Genomic DNA, 23,708 nt, shown 5'->3' with positions numbered 1-23,708 from the left:
TTCGGAGGTCACCGGGACGCGATAGGTGGCGTTCCGGCATGTCCGATCCAGGCCCGATCCATGTCCGATCCATGGGGGCGATGCGTCGACAGACCCGTCGGCGCTCCTCGAACCCGTAAGCAAGCGGTCCTGACAGGTTGCCAAGTGACATTGGCTGCTCGCTTTCGGTGTGCTTCCGGGGCTCCGGCTTCCGGGGGCTAACGGAGCGCGTTCGCCAGCGACTGGATCAGGACGCAGGTGAACCCGATGCCCCAGTCGTCGCCGTCGTCGCAGCGCAGCTCCCTGTCGCCAAAAGCGTCCAGCAGGTCCGCCGGCGGGATGATTGTCGCCTCGGCGTCCGGCTCCGCGACGTGCAGCACCTCGATCATGCCCGCGCGGACGAGCCGGAGCAGCGGGGCGAGTTGGGCCGCCACGTACGCCCGCAGCTCCTCGCCCGCCAGATCGGCGAGGACCCCGAACGGGCCGGTCAGCCAGCCGCTCGCTTCCATGGCACACACCCGGATCCGGTCCTCGTCCTGTGTGAGGTCCAGCTGGTGGATGGTTGGCCTGGCGTCCGGTGCGTACGCCCGGGCCTCCCAGCGGCGGTGACCCTCAGCGGTGGCCCGCAGCGAGAGGGCGGGCAGGTCGTCCTCGTTGCCCGATGGCATCAACCACGTCGCCGGGTCGGCCACCACCTGCTCCAGTTCGAAGCCCGTGACCGCCGGGCCGTCCTCCTGGACGAAGCTGCTGCTCGGAGCCCGGCGCACCGTCAACCACTCCAGCGCGACCAGCCGAAGCGTTGCCGTCGCCAGCTCCGGTACCCGCTCCAGCTCCTCCGCCGGTAAGGCGTGGCGGCGCTCGGGCACCCCGGGCGCGCCCGCCCAGCGCAGCACGGCCGTGACATGCTGCGCGCTGCCGCGAGTACTGGTGCCGTTGACAGCGCGGTGGACCAGCACCTGTTCCGTGATGGTCAGTTCGTCCCAGTTCTCCATGGCAGGCGATGCTGACACAATCGCCTGCCATGACGTGCATGATTTCCGCCCGTGGATCCGGCCCCGGCACAGCGGCCAGAGCGCCCGACTTGGGCACGGGCCGGTGGGCATCGCACGGTGCCCGCCGAGGCCTGGCTGACCACGAAAGCGGAGCCGGCCACGACAACCATGACGACGGCCGCCCAGAAACTCCGACGCGCGAACAACCGACGGCCACTCGCGCCGCAACGGTCAGCCGGCAATCCATGAAGCTTGCCTTGCTCCGGGATGCAGCATCATCTGCCGCCCTGTCGGGTCACGAGCCACCATGCGCGAGCCACGCGATAGCGCGCCCGTCTACAGCAAGACCTTCCGCTCGTTGGCCTTGAGGCCGCGGAGTGTCCAAAGTCCGTATAGGGCCAGCAGCGGTTTCACGACCATCCACTCGCCAGGGCGGTAGTCGTCAGCGCGCACCAGCCTCTCCGCAAGATCGGGCCGTTGCCGCCGCAAGTACGCTCGCGCCTTGAGCGCATGAGCCGGCTGAGAAGCGATCTTGATGCAGTCCACGTCCACGTCCTCAAGCAGCGGGATGACGTTCGTGATGTTTTCCCACGTCGTCGCGCTTCGGTCCTCGAGGAGCACTGTGCCATCGAACCCAAGAACCGATTTCGCGTAGTCAGCCATCAACTTGGCCTCCGCAGTGCCGCCGCCGGTCGCGCCGCCGCTGAAGATCACGCAGGTCGCATGCGCACCTTCGGCGCATGAGCGGATTCCGGCACGGACTCGCCATCGGTTGATCAGGTTCGCCGTCGCTTGTGGATTCCGGTACCCCAACACCACCACGGCCTCGGAGGCGCCCCTGCCGTCCCCCACGAGAACTTGAGACCAGCGCCAGTTCAACCACTCGCCCCAGGCCAGGGCTGCAACCCCAGCTATCGCCAGCCCTGTTCTTCGCAGCATGCGGCGACTCTAGGGCACCTCGGCGCCGAGCCACGGGGAACCAGCCGCGCTGCCGCTTTTCAGGAGTACGCCCCGCATCTGCTGCTGGGCCGACACGGCGGCCAGTGTGTGACCCGCGGCCCCGTTTCTCGAGTACCTGCCCGCCACAGCCCCCCATGCCGCGGGGGAGCGGCTGACCAGCCGCGTCGCCGAGCTCGCCCCGACCGGGCCACACGTGCTGGGCATGCTGCTGCGCCTGGCGGACGTCGGCGCCCTCGCCCCGGTCGGGGTGAGCCAACTGCTCACGCACGTCCTGTTTCCGGCCCTCTCGGGACGGCCGGCCGGGGAGGCGGGTGTGTGCCGCGCCACCTCGTCGCCGCCCGGGCGGGCGCCCGCCCGCTGCCGATACGGGATGGGGAATGGATCCTGGTCGGCGCGGAGTTGCTGAAGGACGCCGTCGACCTCGGGCACGCCGGCGTCCTGGACATCCCCGGTGCGGACGCCACGGACGCCACGGACACCAGGGACGCCCCGCACCGGCTACCGGCACTTACGGCATCTCGAAGTCCTCGGAGTCGAAGCCCGGGGCGACGACACACGAGACCAGGACCGGCTCGTCACCGGCCGGCTCCGCGCACTGCCATGCGCCGGCCGGTACCAGGGACTGGGGCCGTTCCCCCGAGGCGACATCAGGTCCGAGGAGCGAGGCGGACTCCTCCTCGGCGGTGGCACCGGTTCCGCCGAGGCGGAGCGTCAGAGGACCGCCTCGGTGCCACAGCCAGAGTTCGTCCGACCGCACGCGGTGCCACCGGGACGTCTCACCGGGATGCAGGAGGTAGTAGATGCCGGTCGCGAAGGAACGCTGCCCCGGATATCCATCCGGAACGGCGCTCGGCCCGGTACGCCACGTCTCCCGGAACCACCCGCCTTCCGGGTGCGGTTGCAGGTCAAGCAGGGCGACCAGGTCGGAAATCTCGCTCATGGGCAGACATCCTGGCGCACCGCGAGGGCCATCACAACGGGCCTACCGGGCGGCGCGTCACCGGCCACGCACGTCGCCTCTGGTGGTGGCGGGCGGAGATGCTCGCACGCGCTGTCGTGCGCTGTCGTGCGGGGAGCGAAGCTTCGCGCTCGCGCGGGGCCAACGGGAACAGGACGGGAGCGTGTCCGGACGGCCCGGACGGCCCGGACGGCCCGGACGACGAGGCCACACGCCGGCGCGCGGGACGGCGGGCAGCACGGTCCGCCGGCGCCCTCGTTGTCAGTGGTGGCTGCGATGGTGGGGCCATGAACCCTTGGAGTCTGCTCGACATCGAACAAGCCCTGCGGGCGAGTTGGGCCGCCGACACATGTTCCCCGGACGACATCACCCGCGCCGGTTGGGGGTCCGACAACCCGGCCTGGGGGCACTGCGACATCACGGCTCTGATCGTCCACGACATCTTCGGCGGCGACCTCGTGGTCGGCGAGGTCCACCTCGAAGGGGAGCGGCACGGATTCCACTGGTGGAACCGACTGCCCAGTGGTCTGGAACTCGACCTGACGCGCGAGCAGTTCATACGGGGACAGAGCATCACCGCGGCCCGGGTTGTCCCTCGCCCGCCGGGCCCGCTGCCGCGTCGCTGGGGCGAATACCTCCTCCTGCGCGAGCGGGTCGTCGAGCACCTGGGTCCCCTGCCGGAGCCGGTCTGACCGAGGCGGCGGGAGCGGTCATGGACGTACGGGGCCTGGCGGTGCCCACAGCCGGACGGTGTCCCGGTCGCGCAGTCGGCGCAGAAAGGTGAGCACGCCCGAACTGCCGGTGGCCCAGGCCACGTCGGAGCCGGTGAGGGTGTTGTCGGGAAACAAAGGGCGGCGTGTGGTGCCGCCGCTGCGCGTCAGGATGAGGGAGGCGACGTCCTCGGCCGCGGACCAGTACTCTGTGTCGCCCGTAGCGAGCGCCGCATCGACGAGCAGCTCACCGACGCCCGACAGGCCGCAGCACTGGGACACCAGACTCATCCGTGGAGCGATGCGGTGACAGGTCCGGGCGCCGCTCAGGCCGAGGTCGAGGAGTGCCTCGTCCTGTTCGCTGGTTCCCACGTCGATCAGGAGGGCCGCGATGCCCGCGAGTCCCCGGCACCACGAGCCGTAGCGACGGCTGGCTTCGGGGCGGCCGGCCAGGGCCAGCAGCTCCGGGAAGCGGCCCGCGAGGACATCGAGGCCGGCCAACGCGGCGGCGCGTACCGAATGGTCGGCGGTGACCCGCTGATACGCGTAGAGGAAGTGCACGATGCCCGCGGTGCCGTGAGCAAAGCCGAGTTCGTACGCCGCGTCCGACGACGATGCCGTCCGCGGGAGCTCGGGGGCCGGGTCCGCCGCGCGGGCGAGGAGCGCGGCCACATGGTCTGCGGCGAGAGCCGTGTGCCGGGCGGCATCGGCGGCGCGTCCGTCGGTTTCGGCCTGCGCTGCCAGGACCAGTTGGCCGGTGCCGGCGCCTGCGGCTCCGCCGATCTGGTCGCCGGTCCCGTCGGGAAGGGGAGGGGCCGAAGGTGCGGGGCGGGCCGGAAGGTCTGCGTATCGTGCGGCTGCGGCGTCGAGGAACACGTCGATACCGGTCCGGCCGACGTACAACGACCCGTTGAGGAACGGGAGTTGTGGATGGCGGACGGTCTGGCGGGCCAGTTCGGCGACGGCCTCCGCAACGCCCGGCCGGTCTTGGTGGTGCAGCAGCTCCAGTCCCACACCGGCCGCGCCCGCGTAGAGCGTGAGCGACGCGCCGGGATGGTGTGTGCCGGGCCGCCCGCACAGGTTCCGCGCCGCGGCCACACTCATGGTGACCGTGTGGGCGATCACTTCGTCGAGGAGGGCGGGGGAGGGGCGTGGTGGGGCCGTCGACGGGCCACCGGCACCGGCCGGCAGGGGCAGGCCCGCCATGAACCGCCTTGCGGTGGCGCTCCGTTCGGCCCCGTCGAGACTCAGCAGGCCTGCGACCAGGAGGCGCATCGGGCGCAGTGTGGCGCCGGGGGCCGCGGCGGCCAGACAGGCCAGGGTCCGGTCCCGGTTGACCGCGCGGTCGGGGTCGACGACGACCGGGTCCATGCCGGTGAGCGCGAAGTGCAGGGTCGCTCCCAGCGCATAAAGATCGTCCGCCGGGTCGGACTCGGCGTCGGGCCGGTACACCGGGAGGGAGTAACCACGCGTCGCGCCGGCGGGACGGTCGCCGTCCAGGGCACTGATGCCGAAGTCGACGACGTGGACGGCGCCGTCGGAGCCGAGCACCACGTTGTGGGGCTTGAGGTCCGCGACCACGACGGCGCGGGCGTGGATCGCGTCGAGAATGCCTATCAACTGACGTGCCAGGGAGCCTAGTTGACGATCCGAGTCGCTGCCGCGCGCGGCATACGGGCCGCGCTGCGACACGTCGCGGCGCAGATCCGTCGGCCCGCAGTCGGTCATGACCAGGTACTCGTCCTCGCCGTGCCGCACATGGTCGATCAGGCGGGGGACACCCTCGACGCCGTCGAGCGCCGCCAGAACCCGGTGCTCGTGTCCCAGTCGGCCGAGTGCGTCGATCCCCTGCGCGTCCTCCGCCATGTACGCCCTGGCCTGTTTGACGACCACCCGGGCGCCGGTCACGGTGTCGATGCCCCGGAACACGTCTCCGCGAGGCGAGCGCGCGACACCGGCGGTGATGCGGTAGCGGGCGCCGATCAGCGGGGTGGACGAGGTCTCGGCGGGCGCGGGGCGGCCGAACGGGTCGGCGGCCCAAGGAGGTTGACGGTATCGGGCTCCCGCGCGAGCGGTGAAGGTCTGCCCGTCGGGACCAGTCATGACGAGCATGCTTCCGTCGGCCCCGGCAGACCGGAACGGGCCGTACCGGTAGTGGACGGGTGCGCCGCTTCGCACACGGCGGTCGCTGAGCACGCGGGGGCCGATGCGGCCGGCCAGGACATCGGCCAGCTCATGGGCGATGGCCACGAAGTCCTGGACGCGCGGATAGATCGTGACTGCCTTGCCGACGAGTCGCGGATCCCGCTCGCCGCTGTTGAGGTCACGCAGCACGGCGGTGCTCACCGCGAACTTGGCGTCGCAGGTATGCCGCAGCAGGACCGGAGCGACCAGGCGCATGGTCTCAGCGAGTCCTTCGGCCCGGGTCGACACGTGGAGCTTCCAGCCGTGCTCGTACGAGGGCATGGCCGGGTCGAGGAGGTAGAGCCACATCTCGTCCGCGACGAGCCGTCGCGGGGCGTCTCCGAGCAACACCTCAAGGTGACGATGCAATACCGCCGCGTCGTCCACGGGCTCGTCTGGGCCCTCGCTCTCCGGCCCGCCCCCCTGGTCCGGCATGGCACCGTGTCGCGTCCCGCGGGAGTCCCCGTGCCATGGGACCGGCAGGTCGTCGCCGCGCGCGCTCTGTACGTCGCCGGGCGCGTTCCGTACGTCGTCGTCGCGCGCGCTCTGTACATCGCCGCGCGCGTTCCGTACGTCGTCTTGCTGGGCCGACCGCATGCGGTCCCCACCTCCACCCCGGTTGCCGCCACCGGATTCCACCCAACGGACCCTGGATCCCGGCCTTCCGCACCGCGTGTCTGCCGTGCCGCGCTCCGGACGCCAGCATGGCCCCGGCCTCAAGTGCCGGGGCCGTGCTGGCCGAACCGGCTCAGTCGCAGGCGAACCGTGTGGTGGCGGTGACCCACGGGTCGGCCAGACAGGCCTCGATGCGACGGGCGGGGTCCACGTCGTCCTCGAACTCGATGAGCTGCTCCTCGAGGTCGAGCGGACCCGCCTCGCGGATCTGGAGTTGCGTGGGGCTCATAGCGATCCTTCCTGCCTCTGCCAGTGAATGAACAGGTGGTCGTCCTGAATCCGTGCATGGCGTGGCGCACTGGTCGGCGGCATATGCGCAAGCGGTTGACCAGCAGAAGCCACTACACCGGAGTCGTGGCCAGAACTGAAGCCTGTTGGAAAGAAAGACGGCAGAAAACCCCGCGGCCCTGGGTGCCGGCCGCCTGCCGCCGGCCGCCGGCCGTACGGCTGCGGGCGTAGGCGCGGATCACGCAGACGGACCCGGGGCGCGAAATGCCGCGCCCCGAAGGCGCCGCCTGGCTCGTCCGCGCCGGCCAGTCCGGGCACTTCGCCGAGCCGGCCGCCCGAGCAACTGCCCTCGCCCCCCTGCCCGTTGCGGTGCGCGCCCGTGTCACGCTGCCCGCCGCCCTTGTCCGGGTGACTTGTCGACCCTTCATCCGCAATGGCAGATACTTGGCGACCACATCTCGATATCGGCTCGCGTCGCGAGCCCGACGCCGGAGGGATTTGTCCGTTCGCAACGGGCAGCAAAAAAGAAAGGCAAGGAGGTCATCTACTCCTTGCCACTTTCAACTTATATCGCAAGGGGGGCCTTGCGGCAAGGCCCGGGTGGTGGCGCAGAATCGTCGGCCGAGGCCAGGACTCGGGATGGAAACCGCCGGTGGGACTCGCCCCCCGGTGGGACTCGCCCCCGGTGGGACGCGTGGTGTGGTTGCGGGCTCGCGGCGCGCCGCGGAGGGCCGGGTGTGCGCGCCGCCGGACTGAGTAGAGCAGCAGCAGCTGGCCGACGTGAAACTCTTCTCAAGGGGGGGCATGTTTGATGTGATCGTTGTCGGCGGCGGACCGACCGGCTTGATGCTGGCCGGCGAGTTGCGGCTGCACGGCGTCCACGCGCTCGTGTTGGAGAAGGACGCGGAGCCGACCAGGATCGTCCGCTCGCTCGGCCTGCACGCGCGCAGTGTCGAGGTGATGGACCAGCGAGGTCTGCTGGAGCGGTTCCTCGCGCTCGGCAAGCGGCACCCGGTCGGTGGATTCTTCGCCGCCATTGACAAGCCGGCGCCGGACCAGTTGGACACCGCACATCCGTACACCCTTGGCATCCCGCAGACCACCACCGATCGCCTGCTTGCCGAGTACGCCATCGAACTCGGCGTCGAGATCCGGCGAGGTTGCGAACTCGTAGGGCTGAGCCAGGACGAAGACGGCGTGACCGCCGAACTTGCCGACGGTACGCGACTGCGCTCGCGCTACCTCGTCGGGTGCGACGGCGGCCGTAGCGCGGTGCGCAAGCTGCTCGGCGTCGGCTTCCCCGGTGAGCCCTCCAGGGTCGAGACACTTCTGGGCGAGGTGGAATTGACCGCGGCACCGGACACGCTGCACGCCGTGATCACTGAAGTCCGCAAGACCCAGAAGCGGTTCGGCGCCATGCCCCTCGGGGACGGGGTATACCGCATCGTCGCACCCGCCGAAGGGGTGGCCGCGGACCGCACGGTCCCGCCGACCCTGGACGAGCTGAAGCGGCAGCTACGGAAGCTCGCCGGCACCGACTTCGGCGTCCACTCACCGCGATGGCTCTCCCGCTTCGGTGACGCCACCAGGCTGGCCGAGCGCTACCGGACCGGCCGGGTGCTGCTGGCCGGCGACGCGGCACACGTCCACCCGCCGACCGGCGGCCAGGGGCTCAACCTCGGCATCCAGGACGCGTTCAACCTGGGCTGGAAGCTGGCCGCCGAAGTCAACGGCTGGGCACCGGAGGGACTGCTGGACACGTACCACACCGAACGGCACCCGGTGGCCGCCGATGTGCTGGACAACACCCGCGCGCAGATGGAGCTGATGTCCGTCGAGCCGGGTCCCCAAGCAGTGCGCCGACTGGTGTCGCAACTGATGGACTTCGAGGAGGTGAGCCGGTACCTGGTGGAGAAGATCACGGCGATTGGGGTCCGCTACGACTTCGGTGAGGGGCATGAACTGCTCGGCCGACGACTCCGGGACGTGGAACTGAAGCGCGGTCGCCTCTACGAGCTGATGCGCCGAGGCCGCGGGCTGCTGCTCGACCAGACCGGCCGCCTCTCGGTGGCAGGCTGGGCAGATCGAGTCGACCACGTCGCCGACACCAGCAAGGAACTGGACGCGCCTGCGGTGCTGCTGCGGCCGGACGGCCATGTGGCGTGGGTTGGCGACGATCAGCAGGATCTGCTCGACCGGCTTGGCCAGTGGTTCGGCGCTGCGGTCAGCTGAGCGTGCATACGGCCCGAAAGCCCGCCGGGCCCGCAGCTCACCAGGCCTGCGCGGACGGAACGGGGACGCAAAGCTGTCGCTCGTGAGGAGACGCTCTACCCGCTCCAGGCCGCAGAGCGACCAGCTCGGAAGGGTATGGCGAGGAGATATCCAGAGCATGAGTGTCTTTCATGGGCATTTCCTCAGCAGAAATACGGGCAGCACACAGCGGTGATACGTCCTCGACGCGCTGGCCGGCAGGCGGCACGCCGGGCGTGAGCGCGTCCGGAACATTGCTCTGCCACGTTCCATCCAACTCCGTGGCGCTGTTGGTGAGTTACGTCTCCGGTCCACTTCTTGTGGAGGCTCACGGCAGTGATGTCAGTGGTGGGTGGTGGAATGGCTGGACTCTGCCGTTGATCCGCTGGGAGCTGAACATGGCACTGCCCAAGAAGGGCTCACGACGCATCGTCGTCGACGGCGTCGCCTATAGGTGGAGAGTGCGACGACGGCCGACCTACGACCAAGGAATGTCCTGGTCGCCCCTGATCTACGCGGTCGAACACACGGAGGCTGCGGGCACCACGCTCATTGTTCGCACCGATCGCCCCCATCCTGGCAACTGGATGAGTGAGCTGACCAGTCCCGCTCTGCCTTCCAGCGTTGCCGCAGCCATTCAAACCGCCCGTGCCAAGGGCTGGGCGCCCGAAGCTCCCGGGTCGCCTTTCCTCCTGGACGAAGTCGAAGTCACAGTGCCAGTGCCGTTCGGCACGTCCATACCCGAAAGCGTCCTCGAGAGCTTGCGCGCGGGGTCGGATCAGTAGCCAGGGCCCGCTCCTGCCGTTCACCACCCCTCCATTGAAAGGTTCACATGAGCTGGGACGTGCTTCTCTTACATTTGCCCGACGACGTCGCCTCTGTTCAGGACATACCCGACGGCTTTAGCCCGCACCCTCTCGGATCTCAGCGCGACGTGCTCGCCGCCGTCGCGCGAGCCGCGCCTGAGGCCGATCTTTCAGATCCGGCCTGGGGCGAACTGTGCGGAGCCACCTGGTCGATCGAGCTCAACATTGGTGCCGACAGTCCAGTGGACACGGTCATGCTCCACATCCGTGGATCCGGCGACGACGTACTGACCTCTGTCACCCGACTTGGCAGGGCCTTGGGCTGCAAGGCCCTGGACTGCTCCACCGGAAAGGTGCTCGCCGACCAGGAGCCCACAGGCTGGCATGCGTTCCAGAACTACCGAGACCGGGTGACTGGCGTCCTTCCCGACTGACGGTTGCCTGCATGCGCGTCGTTGAGCAGGTAGAGGCGTGTCATGCGAGCACGGAGGTATGGGAGGGCCGTTGCGCCGCTGAGCTCCGCAGACTTGACCGTTGGTCCTGCCTGTCTCGCCCCATGGTCATCACGCTCTGAGAAACCGGGCTGCGAGTGCGGTGACCGGCCCGTCGGCTCAGCCCTTACCGCAGAATGTGCCGTAAGGGTGTGATGGGGCCGGGCTGTCGGGCTGCAGTGTGGCACTCAACGGATGCCTGGACGCCGGTTGGGCCGTAACCACCCCCGCGCAGACCAGGGAGACTTGCCGTTCTCCAGTGCTGGTGGCCCCGTTCCGGCCCCATCGCCCGGAATCTAGGGCGAGGCACTGACACTACGGCCACGCATCCTGACGACCGGGCATTGCGTACGTCCGCCTGCCCCGCTCTCTATTCTCATGACGTGAACGTGTTTGGCAGCCGCGGCCGTGAGGGCCGGTACCTGGAGATGACCAACGGCGGCACAGCGGTGTTCGTGGACGTGCTGATGCTCGCCGTGTCCGCGCTGGCCCACGAGCCGTGGGGTTTTCGCTTCGCCGCGCTGCTGACGCTCCAGGACCAGAGCGTGATGGGGCGTGGGGTGGTCGGGTTCGACCTGGCGGATCTCGACTGGGGGGACACACCACAGGAGCGGGCTGCCGCCAAGGACTTCCTGCTGCGCGTCCTCGATCTGGCGCTCTCCCGGCACCGGTGGGAGGAACTGACATACGAGCCACCCCGGGCCGAGGGGTACCTGCGCACGTACCGGGCCATGGTGGAGGAATTCGACGTCACGACCGCGCACGGCGGCACAGGAGTCCTGCCCGGGCCGCAGGAGGCCGCGATGGCCTCATGTTTACGCCACCGGGTACTGGACGCGCTGCCGTTCTGGGAGGCGTGCGTCTTCTGCACGGCCGGGGTCTGAGAGGCACAACCGGTCGGTCTTGCCCCCCACACCCCCAACACACACGGTGTTTCTCCAGTTGTGACTCGCCGTCCCGATGCGCGATGGCGAATGCCCCCAGTTGCGCGGCCTGTTGGCGGCCGAGCAATGGTCAGTGGCGGGACGCCCGCTGACCTCTCGGTGGCAGGTATGGCGCCGGGTGCCCTACGGCCGGTTCGGGAGCAGGGCGTGGAAGTGAGCCGCCGTCTGCTCTGCCACGGCTTCGACGTAGGGCTCGTACACGTCGGGGTCCGCGTGGTCGGTCATCGGGTAGGACCGGTGACCGTCGTGACCGGGGGGCCGGAAGATGATGACCCGGTTGCGGAACAGCTCCTCCGCGAATTGGTCGATGGTTCGCTTGAACCAGGTGTACGTAGTGCCGTAGCCCCCCGACGGGATCTTGGAACCGTGTTCGTCGGCCAACCCGAACTCGCCGGACCGGTACACGGCGAAAACCCGGGAGGACGGCAGGTACAGCTGGTAGTGCCAGTCCTTGTCCTCCAGGCCCACAGCGGGCACGTTCGCAGGCGGTGTCCGCAGCCGGGTCGTGTCGGGCAGGCCGGACCAGTCGAAGTGGATCCACCATCCGCACAGCACTTCGGAGGGGCGCCCCCTGATCGTGCTGATGCCCGGTCGGCCGGTCTCCTCCAGCGCGGCTGCCACCCCGTTGATCGCCTCGGTGACTTTCCGTACGGCTTGTGCGTTCGCCCGCCTGTTGCGTTCCGACGCGCGAACACTTGTCCACCAGGAGGAGGTGTCACCCACCAACGACCGCACTTCTGCCGGCCAGTTGACGGGGGCGTCCCCGCTGGCGGCCATCTCGCGGGGACTGAGTCCGCCGGGCAGCGGCCGATCAGCCACCTCCTGACGGCGCTCCCATTCCCTGAACCGGGCCGCTTCGTCCCGCCACTGACGCTCTTTCCCCTGATACGCACGCCGGGCCGCCTCGCGCGCATGGGCCTCGCGCTCGGCCAGGCGCGCTTCGATGACGTCCCGGACCGGCTGGTAGGCCGCTGCCGCCGATCGCACGGCCTCCAGGAAGGATGTCCGGGCGTCGTCGTACCTCAACTGTGCCCGTCGACGCGTCACCAGCAGACCCCAACGCCCGATAGCACGCTCCGCTTTGGCGAGCTCGCGATCCTCCGCGGCGATTCGCTGCACGAACGAGGCCGCGGCGTCGTTCCATGACACGATCTCCTGCGGGGTACCGCTCGCGTCCACGTCCCTCGGTATCGACACGCGCCATGCGCCCAGGATGTCGGAGACGTAGTGCGCGGGCCGGTCCGGCTCCCGGGGGAACCAGTAGACGGTGATGTCGAGATCCTCACCGAGCCGACCACCCCTGTACGAGATCTGCAAGGCCATATGTCAACCATGACAGCCCGCCCGCCCCCGGACCACGGGCAACGAACGGATCCCTGAGTCCGGTAGGTCCCAGGTCGAACATCGCTCTGGTCGAGCCCGTCCTCCTCGGAGACGAGCCGACCATGGCCGCCATCCACCGCCTGATCGTCGCCTCCTGTCCTGTCCGAAGAAATCCGGGTGCGACCGCTTGCCCCGCCCTGGGATCATCCCGGGATGGTCCACCGACTCGAACCCCTGGTCATCCGGCACACCCACCGCGTCCCCCGCCTCACGGGGGCCGCCGGTCAAGGCGCCGTCGCGGCGCGGCAGTTCGACGCCGCGTTGATGTCCGTGGGCTTCAAGCTCTCAGCAGAGTTGTTCGCCCACCTGTCGGGGTTCTCCGAGGAGGCGGTCGTCGACACCGCCGTGCGGACGCTGCACACCGTCCGGGAGATGGTCGGCGATCACGTCCAGCACAACGCGTACTTCATCGACTTCCCCGCCAACGTCCCGGACACCCTCGACTTCTGGATGGAGTGCATCGCCGACGCGCTCGCCGATGCCACCACGCGCACGAGCACGCTGGAGCAGCTGAGCACCGGTGTGGTGGACCTGCTCACTCTCCCCTCGTACGGGAACCCCCGGCACACCTACGCCGAGATGCTCGCCCACCACGACGAGCTGATCGCCGCGGCCGGCGACCGCATCACGGTCCTTCACCTGGGCGCCTCGCTCGGTGACGAACTGACCGCGCTTTACTTGGCGTTGGCGGGCCGTGCCACCCCACTTGGTGAGGACGGCCTGCGCGACCTGCAGGATCTCGCCGGCCACTGCGCCGACGGGCCTCAGCCGCAGGAGATCCCCGTGCGGGAGAACCGGGCCGTGGTCAACCAGGCCCGGCTGATGACCGGAGCGGCCCCGCTGCTGGACACGGTCACCGACGTTTTGCGCCTGGCTTGCGCGCTCGTCGGCGGCGACGTGACGCTGCGGGAGCCGACGCGGCTGCGGAGCCTGCCCCGTTCGATGCGCCGGGCACTGCTCGCGGGCCTCGACGCGGTCATCGCCGCGGGGCCGGCGAAACTCGCTGACGTACATGCCGACCGCGAGATGTGGAAGCGACTCGGCGAGCGGCTGCACCCGCACGAATACCCGCAGTGGCCGCACGCGGCCGACGTGTTCGCCGTTGCCCGGGGCGAGAAGACGGCACGGTCTCTCGACAGCCGGGTCGAGGAGTTGCTCGCCCGTGGCGACACCACCGCCGCGGTCGGGCTGCTCAAGGTCGCGCCCGGCAAGCTGCTGCGCGCCCTGGACCAGTTGCTGCGCGACTCCTTCACCCAGGACGAGCGCGACGCGGTCGTGGCCGCCGCCGAGCGGAGCGTTGCCGACGTCTCCGGCCGCGTCCTGTTGTCGGTGCGCCAGCACCTGCACAACCGTGAGCGGGAAACCAGTGAGCGGCGCGTGTTCATCAACCGCCTCGGCCGGGCCTGGGTCACCGACGACACCCGTCGTCCGGTGTTCGCGCCCGAGCGCGAGCGGCTGATCACCGTGCTCGACACGGAGCTGCGTCGCCGACTGGCGGCCCGCGAGCACCTGTTGATCGACCCGGACGTCCTGGACGTGGCCTTGCCGCTGAGTGGCAAGGCCACCGCGTCCGGACTCGGAGTGCTGCCGCGCGGCTCGGTCTCCCGCGTCGACGGAGAGCTGCTCCGCTTCTTCGTCCACTGGAAGCAGAGCGAGCGCACCACCGACTTCGACCTGTCCGCGGCGCTCCTCAATGCCGACTACTCGACCGCCTCCTGGCTGTCGTACACCAATTTGCGTGGTGTCGAGGGGGAGCATTCCGGCGACATCACGGACGCCCCCGACGGCGCGTCGGAGTTCATCAACCTGCGCCTGGGGGCCGTGCGCGCCCACTGCATCGTGCCGCAGATCAACATCTTCTCCGGGGAGGGCTTCGAGGAGGTCGAGGAGTCGTTCTTCGGATTCATGCTGCGCGAGGGCGAGCAGAAGGGTCTCCCGTTCGAGGCGCGCACCGTACGCATGAAGTCGGAACTGCGGGGTCCGGGCCGGGTCGCCCTGCCGTTGGTCTTCCTGCGCGGATCCGATGGCACATGGCGGGCCAAGTGGCTGCACTTGTACCTGAAGGGGGCTCCCTCGGCGAACCGGGTGGAGGAGAACCGGGTGACGGTCGCGACGCTGCTGCGCGGCATCGTCGAGCGCGAGCAGCTCACCGTTCGCTACCTCACCGAGCTGATGACCGGCAGCGCGACGACGGTCACCTCGTGGGACGGCAAGTCGGTCCCGGCGGGTCCCGTCACGTACATCGGGCTGGAGCGCCCCGACGGCCTGCACCCGCAGTCACGGATCATCACCCCTGAAAACCTGGGTGACTTGATTCCCGCCTGACTGTTAACGTGTCCGTGGCGAGGCCATGAGGGGGCTTCCTTCTCCAAACTCCTTGAAATTAGTCCCCTCGCTTTCCTCGCCCCCGACTTGAGGCCTCCGGCCCCCGCCTGTACGCGGGACGGCCGGAGGCCTTTTCGATGCCGCTGCCCATCAGTACCTCTTGGGCTACGGGTTCTGGTACCGGTCGGCCTGGCGTGGCTTCGCGGGCGTCCGCGCGCTGGATCCCGGCCATAGCGCTCCGGGCTGACCTCGCTGCGCGTGCTTGAATGCGAGAGTGATCGAACTCTTGATGGGGATGGGCGGTGCGGCTTTCGTTGGGTGGCTGATGCGCCGGAAGCAGCAGCAGAGGTCTGCCGCGATAGCCGCCGGGGAGCCTGCTGGAGTGCCGTGCATGGTGAAGTGGCCTGCCCGGAGCCCTCGTTGGCGGGCCGGACGTCTGCTGATCAGCGCTGGGTCCGTCGTATGGAAGTCTTCCTACGGTAAGCAGGAAGTTGCTCTGCCGACCGATCTGTTGCAGACCGGATTCCGCTCGCCGTCCCTGCGTGAGGCTGTGGCAATTAATCCGGGGTCCCGGATCGCGGAATGCGATTCGTCCGACGGAGAGGTCCTGATCGCGGTCATGCCGTCAGAACTGGACCACGTGGTCACCGCTCTGGATAAGGCATAGCTTGCTGGTCAGTCTGGCGGTTGGTGGGAGTCGACGATGGTGCTGGCGGCAGGCGCTCACGGCGTCGCGCACTGGTTCCGCCTCGATGACCCATGGCTGTCCCTGGCCGACAATGCGGACGGCGATGACCAGCCATCCCGCTTCGTTGCGCGTCTTCTTCAGGTGACCTTCTCCGCCTACCACCTGCCGGAACTGACCCGGGGTCCGGAACTACGGCACCGTATGGCAGTGCCGCCGCCCGGAACCGGCGCAGTCACCCGACGAGTACGACGAGCCCTATGTCATGGCGCCGTAGCCCCCCTCCGACACGGACGGGGGCTACGGGGAGGAGGGCGACGGTGAGCGAGACGCAGAGGACTGGGAGATTCTGCGCGTTCCCGTCGACGAACCTCGTGCGCTACTGCTGCGGGGTGAGGACGAGAGACTGCGGGACGTTGTGAACCGCTACCTCTACTGAGGTTTTTGGCTCGGAGTGAGGTCGTGGCGGCTCGTGATCAGTCCTGTCTCAACGATGCAAAGACGTCTGTGGGGGTGTCCCGTCGTCCTCACCCGTCCTGGCGCTCCGCCGGGAAGACGAAGAAGCCGTCGTCCGTGGTGAGGTACCCATAGCCGGTGGACCGGGAAAACAGCGGAATGCCGTCGCTCGGCAGGTCCTTGGCCAGCACCTTCTTCGTGTGGGCGTCCACCGCGAGCGCGCTCGTGCCTGACCCGCCCGCCTTGTCGGTGTCGCCGTACAACACGCCGTTCGCGGAGAAGCGGCGGGGCGTCAGCCGGGTCTCGCCCTCCGCCTGCTTCCACAGCTCCTTGCCGGTTTCGAGGTCCCACAGGGCGGTGCCGCTCTTCGTGTGCGCCGCTGCGAGCTTGTGGTCGGGAGAAAAGACCGAGGAGCCCTTCGTGTTGATCGTGTCGCCCGGGAAGTCGGCGTAGCGGTACGTGGTCGAGCCGCCGACCTGCTTCCCGCTTGCCAGGTCGTACGTCGCCGTGACGAAGGTGTCCGGCGAAAACGCACCGGCTGCCCACGCGGTGAGGATCCGCCCGTCACGTACATCGAGGACGCGGACGGCACCACTGGTGCGCTTGTGGTCCTTGTCCAGCGCCACTCCCTGGGGCGGAACGACGTCCGCTGTGCTCCACACCCTTTTCCCGGTGGCCAGTTCAGACATGACGAGCTGTTCGGGGTCGGTCGTGTACGTGGACGCGTTCTCCACGTGGAAGGCGTACGTCCCGGTGATCAGTGGGGCGTGCGCCTGCGCACCGTCGATCTCGTTGTTGCGCTGGTCGAAGGAGCAATGCGCGAGCGTGCCCGTACAGGTGACCTTGCGGGGTGCGCCGCCGTCGATGGATGTGAGCTTGAGAGTCGCATCCCCATCCTGCTCGATCAGGTGGCCTTCGTGGATCGAGACGCCCTTGCCGTCGCCCGCGTGCTCGATCGTGCCGAGCTGTGCTCCGTCGGCTCCGTAGACAGTGACCGTGATGCTGCTCTTCCCCGCGCTCAGCCCGTCGGACTCCTGGGTGCGGGTCTTGGTGACCGCCACCGCCGGAACACCGTTGTGCCAGGTCGTTGCTGCGACAGTGCCGGCCTGCACGTCGAGGGACTTGCGTACGGCTCCGGTGTTCACGTTCCTGAACTCCAGGGTCACCGCCTCAGGCTTGTCCGAGGAGTAGGCGGAGAAGAGCGTGCCGACCGTGCCGTCCAAGGGGGCGTTCTCGTATCCGCCGCGGGCGTACTCACCCTGACCGTTTTTCGCGAAGAGCAGGACGTCACCGAGGTCGATGGCCCTGGCCGGCGGCAGGCTCCACGCCTGCCGCTTGGCGAGGCCGGGCAGCGCGGGGCCGGCGTAGACCGGCCCCTTGGGAGCCTGCGTGCCGCCCTCGCCGCCACCCTGGGCCGCGCTCCCGGGGGCTGCCTTGTCGCCGTCGCCCTCGGAAGAGCAGCCCGTGACAAGGCCGAGAGCCAGGACGAGGCTTGTGGTGATCAGTGTGTGCTTCTTCATGTCCCCGCTGGTTTCGCTGAAGTGCGCATGGCAAGCGCAGATGATCATCCGGAAGCATAAGGCGTCATCCGCAGCGGCGATCCCCGTGTCCTGATACGCGGACAGCAGCCAGCCGCCGCACCGCTGGTGGCTGCTCATGGACCAGGGCCCGACGCCGACGCTCGAAGCGCCACGCGGACAGGACCGGCATCGCCTGGAGGTACCTTCCGCACGACACCCGACGGCTCACTCGTGAATCCACCCCGAGCCGGCGCGACACCTGACCATCCGTCAGCAGTCAGAGGTCATAGGGCCAGGCAGTTACGCAGCCTCGTGCCGCACGACGCGCGCTGTTGCGTGTGACATCCTCCGCTCGCTGGAGTACCCGGTCTGCGTGCCGCAGAACAACTCCCGCGTCGAGTGCGGCAGTTACCGAGGTGGCCCAGGCGTCGACCGCATGCTTCAGCGACCACAGAGCCGCAGCGGAAGCGAATTCCTTGTATGGCGCGCCTGTGTGACAAGGTCTCGGTCGCAACTGGCACGTCAACTGCCCCTGGCAGGCGGGCCCCAGCGAGCCATGACGGCTCCAGGCTGGTTCTCCGAGAGCCGGACCTCAGTCCTGCCCCGTGTTCCTCTGGCCCGCTGCCCAGCGAGCGGTGAGTGTGTTCACGGCTATGACGGCGCGTCTGGTGCGGGCGTCGTCCGTGCGCACCGTGTTGCTGAACTCGACGTGCAGGAAGGGGACGTTCTCGGCCGCCGCCTTGCGGCCCTCCACGTTCTCGGTGCCTTCCAAGGGGCAGGAGCGCGCCCACGCCCGGCATACGTCGAACCCCTCCCCTCGTAGGGCGTCCGCGAGGATCTTGCCGGCGGCGCGGCCTGCCATGCCGGTCCCGGTGGAGGCGATGGCATCGTGGTCGGGATCGGAGTCGTCGGCGAAGCCGTGGACCTGGATGCCGGGCAGGCCGCGCTCGGCGAGCTCGTCGCACACCGCCGCGAAGACCGTGTCGCGGCGGTGTGCGACGTCGGCCGAGTTGCCCCGCCCCGCGTCTCGATGGGCGCCCGCGATGACGAGGACACCGCCGGGGGAGCCCAACAGGGCCCGTGCGCCGAGCCGTTCAGTGCGGGCATCGGCCACCGGGTGGGGCGCCTGGACCGACCAGCGCACGGGTGAGGACAGATCGATGTAGACCCGGCCCCAGCCGCGGGGCGCGGGCACGGTGTCGCTGCGGTCGGACAGTTCCGCGTACGTCCGTCCCGTACCGGCATCGACGAGTGTGCGCAGCTGATAGCCGACGCGGGAGAGGGTCTGGCCGGCCTCCTCACGCTTGCCGTCGAGCACGAGCCCCACGGACTCGGCCACGGCGCGCCGGTCGGCGGGGCTTGGTACGCGATATCCGGAGTCCCCGCGGAAGGGTGCGGCGAACTCGACGACGCGCCGCTCCAGTTCATCTCGCGGCGGTCCGCTGGGGGAGGGGGTCGCGCGGGGCTCTGGGCGGTGCCTGGCCGCCTCGTCGTCCCGGCTCGTGCCGCTGCCCGAGCGGCCGTCGGTGAGGGCGAAGGCCGACGCGATCAGGGCGCCGAGCAGGACGAGCGCCGAGGCGAGGGCGATCGTTTTTGTCTTCCTGTGCACAGTCATGGCCGCACCAAAGATACGGGGCAGGGCGTGAAGGGAGGCGGGGGTCAAGAGGGGAGTGCAGTGCCCATCTACTGCTTATCTATATATGCGCTTAATTCGGACAATGATCCCCTCCTGCATTGTCTATCTGGGAGTCGCAGGCGGGTGGCCCTCCTCGCCCGCGATTTGCTAGGGATTTGCGCAAAGATCTTTTCCAATATATTTTTCAGTGAATTTTGTCCGGAGGTAGGCAACTCTTTACCTATCTCGTGGTCGGGGATCTCGCGTCGCACGCTCGTGCGTCCCGGGGTGGGACGGCCGCCTCGGGTTGGCGCCCGAAGAAGCAGAAGAGGAGCGTCGCGTTGGCGGCTTCGGGATCGAGGCGGCGGCACAAGGTCCGCCGCAGGTCGGACATGTCACTGATAGGTGGCATACGCCCGCCCATTGCTGTGCTGGCGACGCTGCTCCTGACCCTCGCGGGCATCACCGCGCTGGCCCTCGGCAAACCCGAGAACGCTCTCGTCCCCGAGGCCGTCCGCAAGTCCCAGCAGTACGTCGCCGAGGACGGGGCCATCGCGCTGCGTGCCTCTCTCGACGAATCGATCACTGATCTGACCCGCACCGCGACCCTGTTCAACCAGCAGCAACCCGCGGCCGCCGACGACGTCTTGGACAAGGTCGGCGACGTGTACCAGAAGTGGCGCGGCACCGCCGTCATGGAGATCGCTTCGGGCAAGCTCCTCGGTGCGCGCGGCGAGAACGTACCCCTCACCGCCATCGACCGAAGCCGCCTGGCCGACGAGGGAGGACTCGCTCCGCGCCTGGTCCGCCTGGAGAACGGCCAGACCCGCCTGGTCACCCTGGCCCTGCTGTCCTGGGAAGGCCGGCCCCAGCAGCTCCTGATCGCCTCCAGCAGCCTCAGCTTCCCCGGCGTGGATCTCGGTGAAGGCCGGGCCATCGGCGTCGTGGACGGCGACGGGCGCGTCCTGAACAGCCACGGCGCGCTCGGTGACAAGGGCGCCAGGGAGCAACTGCGGACCTTCGCGGGCATCGCGGCGAAGAAGGGCAAGCAGAACGCGATCTCGGCCAAGGCGCCCGGCGCGGGCGGCTACACGGGCGTCAGTGGCCACCTCACCGGGGACACGGTCGCGGACCGGCAGACCGTCGGTGGCTACGCCACGCTCGCGGCGGGCGATCCCGGCCAGACCACCCCGGCCGGCACCCTCGGCCTCACCGTCGTCACCCAGGTCGGTGTCGAAAAGCACGCGTCCCGCCTCTCCCGGCCAGCCGTCGGCCTCGTGGCGGCGGGCGCACTCCTCGTGATCGGCGCCCTCGCGGTCATGCTGCTCCTGTCCACGGTGCAGCGCCCCTTGATCCGGCTCTTTCTGGAGAGCCGCCGTCTCACCCGCGGCGATCTGGAGCGCCCCGTGTCCGTGCCGAGGTCCGGTGAGGCCGCGCGGATCGGCGCCGCCCTGGAGCGGTTGCGCGGCCAGTTGCGCGGAGCACCCGTCGACGCTGAGGGTCCACCCCGTCCCGTACGCCGCAGAAGGCCCGGCACCCGTGCACTGCTCGTCGTCTGCGCCCTGCTGCTGCTCGGATGGGCCGCGCCACTGATGCTGCTGCTCAACCGGGCCGAGGACGACGTCCGTGTGCCGACCCAGACCGTCCATGACCAGAAGGCGCGCACCGCGACGCTCAGCGACCGGGTGCGCCGCGCCCTCAACGAGGGCCACGCCGACCTTGCCGCCGTCGCGTCCCTCATCGGCGACCGCACCTCCGCCCAGGAAATGAACGCGGTCCTGGGCCGCACCCTCAAGGATCACCAGCGTTATGAGTCGGTGTACGTCCTCGGCGCCGACGGCAAGATCCTCGCCCGCGCCGGGCACGCCCCCCACCACTCCGCGGGGGAGGCCCCTTCGGAGAACGCCTTCGACGTGAGCGGCCACGGAGGCAAGAAGCCCGTCATCACCGCCACTGCCGCAGCGCCGGACCGCCAAGGGGCCGCGGTCGTAGGGGAGTTCCGCATCGAGTTCCTCAACGCACTGCTCGGGCGCCAGGGACTCGGCGAGGTCCGTGTCGTCGACACCGAGGGCCGCGTCATCGGCGGCGACTCGGGATACCGCGCCTTCCAGAAACTGCCCTCCTCACTCCAACCCCTGCTCGACCAGAAGTCCGACCACGGCGAGGTGCGGCGCGACGGCGGGAGCGTACGCGTCGTCGCCGCAGCGCCGTTCTCCGGCGGCGGGGTGGCGGACTCCCTGCGGTGGACGGTGGTCAGCTCCCAGCCGGCGTCTTGGCTCGCCATCCCCGAGTACAGCCGGCAGAACCGCACGGTCCTCGCCGGCATGCTCGGCCTCACCGCTGCCGCGGCCTGCCTCGGCTGGCTGCACATCGTCGTCGCCCGCCCGCTGCGCGCACTGGCCGACCAGGCCGAGAACCTGGCCGACGGCGACCGCAAGACAGTGCTCTACCCGCGCCACCACGACGAGGTAGGGGCCGTGGCCCGCAGCCTGGAACTGATCCGGCAACGCCTCCAGGACCAGCAACGCCAACGCGACGGCGCCACCCGCACACACGCCCCGGCCGGAAGGAACCAGTAACACCGTGCTTTTCCTCTACACCGTGCTCGTGGTGTGCGGGGCCGTCCTGCTGATCTCCGGAGTGATCGAACAGCGACGGCACTACGTCAACCTCGACCGCATCCCGACCCGCGTGCTCGTCAACGGCATCCGCGGCAAGAGCTCCATCACCCGCCTGTGCGCGGGCGCGCTGCGTGGCGGCAACCTGGTCACGGTCGCCAAGACCACCGGAACCGCCGCCCGGTTCATCCATCCGGACGCCACCGAGGAGCCGGTCTACCGCAAGTTCGGCATCGCCAACGTCGTCGAGCAGATCGGCATCGTGCGGCGCGCCAGCGCCTACCATCCGGACGCCCTGGTCATCGAGTGCATGGCCGTCATGCCCGCGCTCCAGGAGATCAACCAGTCCAAGCTGATCCGCTCGACGATCGGCGTCCTCTGCAACGTCCGCGAGGACCACCTTGCCGAGATGGGCCCCACCCTCGACGACGTGGCACGCTCGCTGTGCCGCTCGATGCCCGAGAACGGCATCTGCGTCACCGCCGAGAAGGACCGCTTCGCCATCCTCCAGGAGGAGGCCGAAGCACGGAACTGCCGCCTCGTCTACGCCGACCCGGAGATGGTCACCGACGAGGAACTGCGCGGCTTCAGCTGGTTCACCTTCAAGGAGAACGTGGCCATCGCGCTCGTCGTCGCCGAACTCCTCGGCGTCGACCGCGACACCGCGCTACGGGGCATGTACGACGCCCCGCCGGACCCCGGAGTCCTCTCCGTGGAGCGGTACGTGACCCACGAGGACAAGAAGCTCCGCTTCGCCAACGTCTTCGCCGCCAACGACCCCGAGTCGACGCTGATGAACATCAACCAGCTGCTCGACCTCGGCGCCATCCACCGCCCCCTGAACGTGGTCATCAACTGCCGGCCCGACCGCGTCGAACGCAACGGCCAGATGGGCGAGATCATCCCCGATCTCGACCCCGACCAGGTCTTCGTCATCGGCCACCCGGCCAAATCCGCCATCGACGCGATACCGGCCGCCTACCGCGACCGCGCCGTCGACCTCGGCGGAGACCGGCGCGACCCCGAGGAGTTCATGCGGGAGTTGCTCGGCAGGCTCGGGCCCGACTCCTCGCTCGTCGCCATCGGCAACATCCACGGCCAGGGCGAACTCCTCCTCGAACACCTCGCGCACCTCCCGCCGGACGACTCCGCGGAGCCCGCCGCCCCTGCCACACCCGAGCGCATCGGCCGGGACGCCGAGACGACAGCTCGGTACGCACCCCACCTCGACCCCTACCAGCCCTACCCACAGGCGTACGAGGACCGCTACGCGCCACCCCACGCGCAGCGCGCGGGGGAGCAGCCCCCGCACCCGGACCCGTACCCCCAGCAGAACCCGGCGCACCCCGCGCACCTGGAACAGGCCCGCATCCGCGGCCCGTTCGAGCCACGCGTACCTCCCGCCGACGATTCCCCGCAGTGGCACAACCCAGGAGAGCAGCACCGTTGATCCCCTCCGTCCTGACCCCCGAGATCGCCGCCATCGGCATCGCGATCGGGCTGCTCTTCTCCCTGGTCTGCTACCTGACGACCAACCTCTCACCCGGCGGCATGATCACCCCGGGCTGGCTCGCGCTGACCCTCGTCGAGGACCTGCAACGCGCCGCGATGGTCGCCGGCGTCACCGTCCTCACCTACGCCGGCACGCTCTTGATGCAGAAATTCGTGATCCTCTACGGCAAGCGGCTCTTCGCCGCCGTCGTCCTGCTCGGCGTCACCTTCCAGGCCACCGTAATGATCGTGCTCTCCCTGGAGTTCCCCCTCATGTACGCCAACCAGACCCTCGGCTTCATCGTCCCGGGCCTGATCGCGTACCAGCTGGTCCGCCAGCCCAAGGGACCCACCCTCCTCGCCACGGGATCGGTGACGCTCATGGCCTATGTCGTCCTCACCGCCGGAATCCTCCTCGGCGTCATGCCGTCCGCCTGA

Annotated in this window: 17 protein-coding genes; 9 read left to right on the top strand and 8 right to left on the bottom strand. The window is 69.3% G+C overall.

All coding sequences use genetic code 11. From position 1 onward, the window contains the following. Nucleotides 1-197 precede the first annotated feature (197 nt). From DWB77_RS01565 to DWB77_RS01545, 3 genes are all read right to left on the bottom strand, one after another. Entirely contained in the window at nucleotides 198-971 is a 774-nt protein-coding gene (locus DWB77_RS01565) for a hypothetical protein (RefSeq protein WP_120719542.1), read from the bottom strand. 336 nt (nucleotides 972-1,307) lie between these two features. Next, nucleotides 1,308-1,910: a YdcF family protein gene (locus DWB77_RS01555; RefSeq protein ID WP_120719540.1), complete on the bottom strand. Its 603-nt coding sequence runs from the start codon at nucleotides 1,908-1,910 to the stop codon at nucleotides 1,308-1,310. A 529-nt stretch (nucleotides 1,911-2,439) separates the two neighbouring features. Then, a complete protein-coding gene (locus tag DWB77_RS01545; protein WP_120719538.1) occupies nucleotides 2,440-2,871 on the bottom strand; it encodes a cupin domain-containing protein in 432 nt (143 codons plus the stop codon). Between the two features lie 305 nt (nucleotides 2,872-3,176). Between DWB77_RS01545 and DWB77_RS01540 the strand changes: the two genes are divergently transcribed. After that, nucleotides 3,177-3,581, top strand: coding sequence for a YunG family protein (locus tag DWB77_RS01540; RefSeq protein ID WP_120719537.1), 405 nt, complete (start codon nucleotides 3,177-3,179; stop codon nucleotides 3,579-3,581). An 18-nt stretch (nucleotides 3,582-3,599) separates the two neighbouring features. Here DWB77_RS01540 and lanL read toward each other — a convergent pair whose 3' ends face one another. Next, nucleotides 3,600-6,380 (bottom strand): class IV lanthionine synthetase LanL, encoded by a 2,781-nt coding sequence (gene lanL, locus DWB77_RS01535; protein WP_246033343.1) that lies wholly within the window; start codon nucleotides 6,378-6,380, stop codon nucleotides 3,600-3,602. 151 nt (nucleotides 6,381-6,531) lie between these two features. After that, the gene (locus tag DWB77_RS37460) at nucleotides 6,532-6,687 is read right to left on the bottom strand and encodes an SflA family class IV lanthipeptide (RefSeq protein WP_162952331.1); all 156 of its coding nucleotides are present in this window, start codon (nucleotides 6,685-6,687) and stop codon (nucleotides 6,532-6,534) included. An 803-nt stretch (nucleotides 6,688-7,490) separates the two neighbouring features. On the opposite strand from DWB77_RS37460, the gene rox reads away from it, so the two are divergent. The 4 genes from rox (at nucleotide 7,491) to DWB77_RS01515 (ending at nucleotide 11,117) form a co-directional block, all read left to right on the top strand. After that, nucleotides 7,491-8,918, top strand: coding sequence for a rifampin monooxygenase (gene rox, locus DWB77_RS01530; RefSeq protein WP_120719536.1), 1,428 nt, complete (start codon nucleotides 7,491-7,493; stop codon nucleotides 8,916-8,918). A gap of 299 nt (nucleotides 8,919-9,217) precedes the next feature. Further along, nucleotides 9,218-9,721 (top strand): hypothetical protein, encoded by a 504-nt coding sequence (locus tag DWB77_RS01525; RefSeq protein WP_342777902.1) that lies wholly within the window; start codon nucleotides 9,218-9,220, stop codon nucleotides 9,719-9,721. A gap of 47 nt (nucleotides 9,722-9,768) precedes the next feature. Next, nucleotides 9,769-10,176 (top strand): hypothetical protein, encoded by a 408-nt coding sequence (locus tag DWB77_RS01520; RefSeq protein WP_120719535.1) that lies wholly within the window; start codon nucleotides 9,769-9,771, stop codon nucleotides 10,174-10,176. Between the two features lie 485 nt (nucleotides 10,177-10,661). Next, nucleotides 10,662-11,117, top strand: a complete 456-nt coding sequence (locus tag DWB77_RS01515) for a hypothetical protein (protein ID WP_120727233.1) — start codon at nucleotides 10,662-10,664, stop codon at nucleotides 11,115-11,117. A gap of 183 nt (nucleotides 11,118-11,300) precedes the next feature. Here DWB77_RS01515 and DWB77_RS01510 read toward each other — a convergent pair whose 3' ends face one another. Further along, nucleotides 11,301-12,500: a hypothetical protein gene (locus DWB77_RS01510; RefSeq protein WP_120719534.1), complete on the bottom strand. Its 1,200-nt coding sequence runs from the start codon at nucleotides 12,498-12,500 to the stop codon at nucleotides 11,301-11,303. A 213-nt stretch (nucleotides 12,501-12,713) separates the two neighbouring features. Here DWB77_RS01510 and DWB77_RS01505 point away from each other — a divergent pair, with 213 nt between their 5' ends. Further along, nucleotides 12,714-14,885, top strand: coding sequence for a TerD family protein (locus tag DWB77_RS01505; protein ID WP_120719533.1), 2,172 nt, complete (start codon nucleotides 12,714-12,716; stop codon nucleotides 14,883-14,885). A gap of 1,212 nt (nucleotides 14,886-16,097) precedes the next feature. Here the strand turns inward: DWB77_RS01505 and DWB77_RS01495 are convergent. Both DWB77_RS01495 and DWB77_RS01490 read right to left on the bottom strand, forming a co-directional pair. Beyond that, the gene (locus tag DWB77_RS01495) at nucleotides 16,098-17,546 is read right to left on the bottom strand and encodes a hypothetical protein (protein ID WP_120719531.1); all 1,449 of its coding nucleotides are present in this window, start codon (nucleotides 17,544-17,546) and stop codon (nucleotides 16,098-16,100) included. Between the two features lie 592 nt (nucleotides 17,547-18,138). Further along, entirely contained in the window at nucleotides 18,139-19,161 is a 1,023-nt protein-coding gene (locus DWB77_RS01490) for a hypothetical protein (RefSeq protein WP_120719530.1), read from the bottom strand. 392 nt (nucleotides 19,162-19,553) lie between these two features. Here DWB77_RS01490 and DWB77_RS01485 point away from each other — a divergent pair, with 392 nt between their 5' ends. The 3 genes from DWB77_RS01485 to DWB77_RS01475 are packed head-to-tail and all read left to right on the top strand — an operon-like array spanning nucleotide 19,554 to nucleotide 23,708. Continuing rightward, entirely contained in the window at nucleotides 19,554-21,740 is a 2,187-nt protein-coding gene (locus DWB77_RS01485; RefSeq protein ID WP_120719529.1) for a HAMP domain-containing protein, read from the top strand. 4 nt (nucleotides 21,741-21,744) lie between these two features. After that, the gene (gene pgsB / locus DWB77_RS01480; RefSeq protein ID WP_120719528.1) at nucleotides 21,745-23,229 is read left to right on the top strand and encodes a poly-gamma-glutamate synthase PgsB; all 1,485 of its coding nucleotides are present in this window, start codon (nucleotides 21,745-21,747) and stop codon (nucleotides 23,227-23,229) included. Next, entirely contained in the window at nucleotides 23,226-23,708 is a 483-nt protein-coding gene (locus DWB77_RS01475) for a poly-gamma-glutamate biosynthesis protein PgsC/CapC (RefSeq protein WP_120719527.1), read from the top strand. Before pgsB ends, DWB77_RS01475 begins: the two co-directional genes overlap by 4 nt.

It is taken from the genome of Streptomyces hundungensis (assembly GCF_003627815.1).
Classification (GTDB): domain Bacteria; phylum Actinomycetota; class Actinomycetes; order Streptomycetales; family Streptomycetaceae; genus Streptomyces; species Streptomyces hundungensis_A.
This window is presented reverse-complemented; position numbering and strand designations above follow the sequence as displayed.